This is a genomic window from Tianweitania sp., from assembly GCF_032053605.1.
In the GTDB taxonomy this organism is placed as follows: Bacteria; Pseudomonadota; Alphaproteobacteria; order Rhizobiales; family Rhizobiaceae; genus Tianweitania.
The window spans coordinates 38,820-39,362 of record NZ_DAMBUH010000020.1; the positions used below are offsets into that span (position 1 = coordinate 38,820).

2 protein-coding genes are annotated in these 543 nt (G+C 64.6%); both read right to left on the reverse strand.

Annotated features, from left to right (window positions below):
• Positions 1–239 (reverse strand): LacI family DNA-binding transcriptional regulator (locus tag RTX98_RS07295; protein WP_312795646.1); only part of this gene is annotated, 239 nt, incomplete at its 3' end.
• Between the two features lie 65 nt (positions 240–304).
• A partial coding sequence (locus tag RTX98_RS07300) for an EAL domain-containing protein (RefSeq protein ID WP_312795647.1) occupies positions 305–543 on the reverse strand: 239 nt, incomplete at its 5' end.

The window sequence follows — 543 nt, forward strand, 5'->3', positions numbered from 1 at the left end:
ACCGACACGGACGTCGCGAACACCGGATTGGTGATGCTGGGGATGAGCACGCCGACCACGGCACGGCGGCGCGCGCTTGCACCGGAAGCGCCTGATGGTGCGCGATAGCCGAGTTCCGCCGCAGCCTTGGCGACGCGGCGAACCATGCTTTCGCTGACCGCGCCGCTCCTGGTCAAAGCGCGGCTGGCGGTGGCCAGTGAACAACCCGCGCGGGCGGCAACGTCGGCAAGTGTGGCCATGAACCTACCAGTTCAAGAAGGACGGTGGCCTTCTTTTAGCACACAGATCTGGCTGCGATGTGACCTCAGGCTGCGTCGCTCAACGCCGGCTGCAACGCGCCGCCAAGGCGGAGAACGCGCTCGAAATCAGCCGCTTCGAGCGGGCGCGAAAACAGGTAGCCCTGCGCTTCTTCACAGCCCATGGCTTTGAGGAGTTCCAGGGCTTCCGCCGTTTCCACACCTTCGGCAACCACGCGATAGCCCATTTCGTGCGACAGCTTGATCATGGAGCGAACCAGGGTCACTGCGCGCTGGTCGTTGCTCG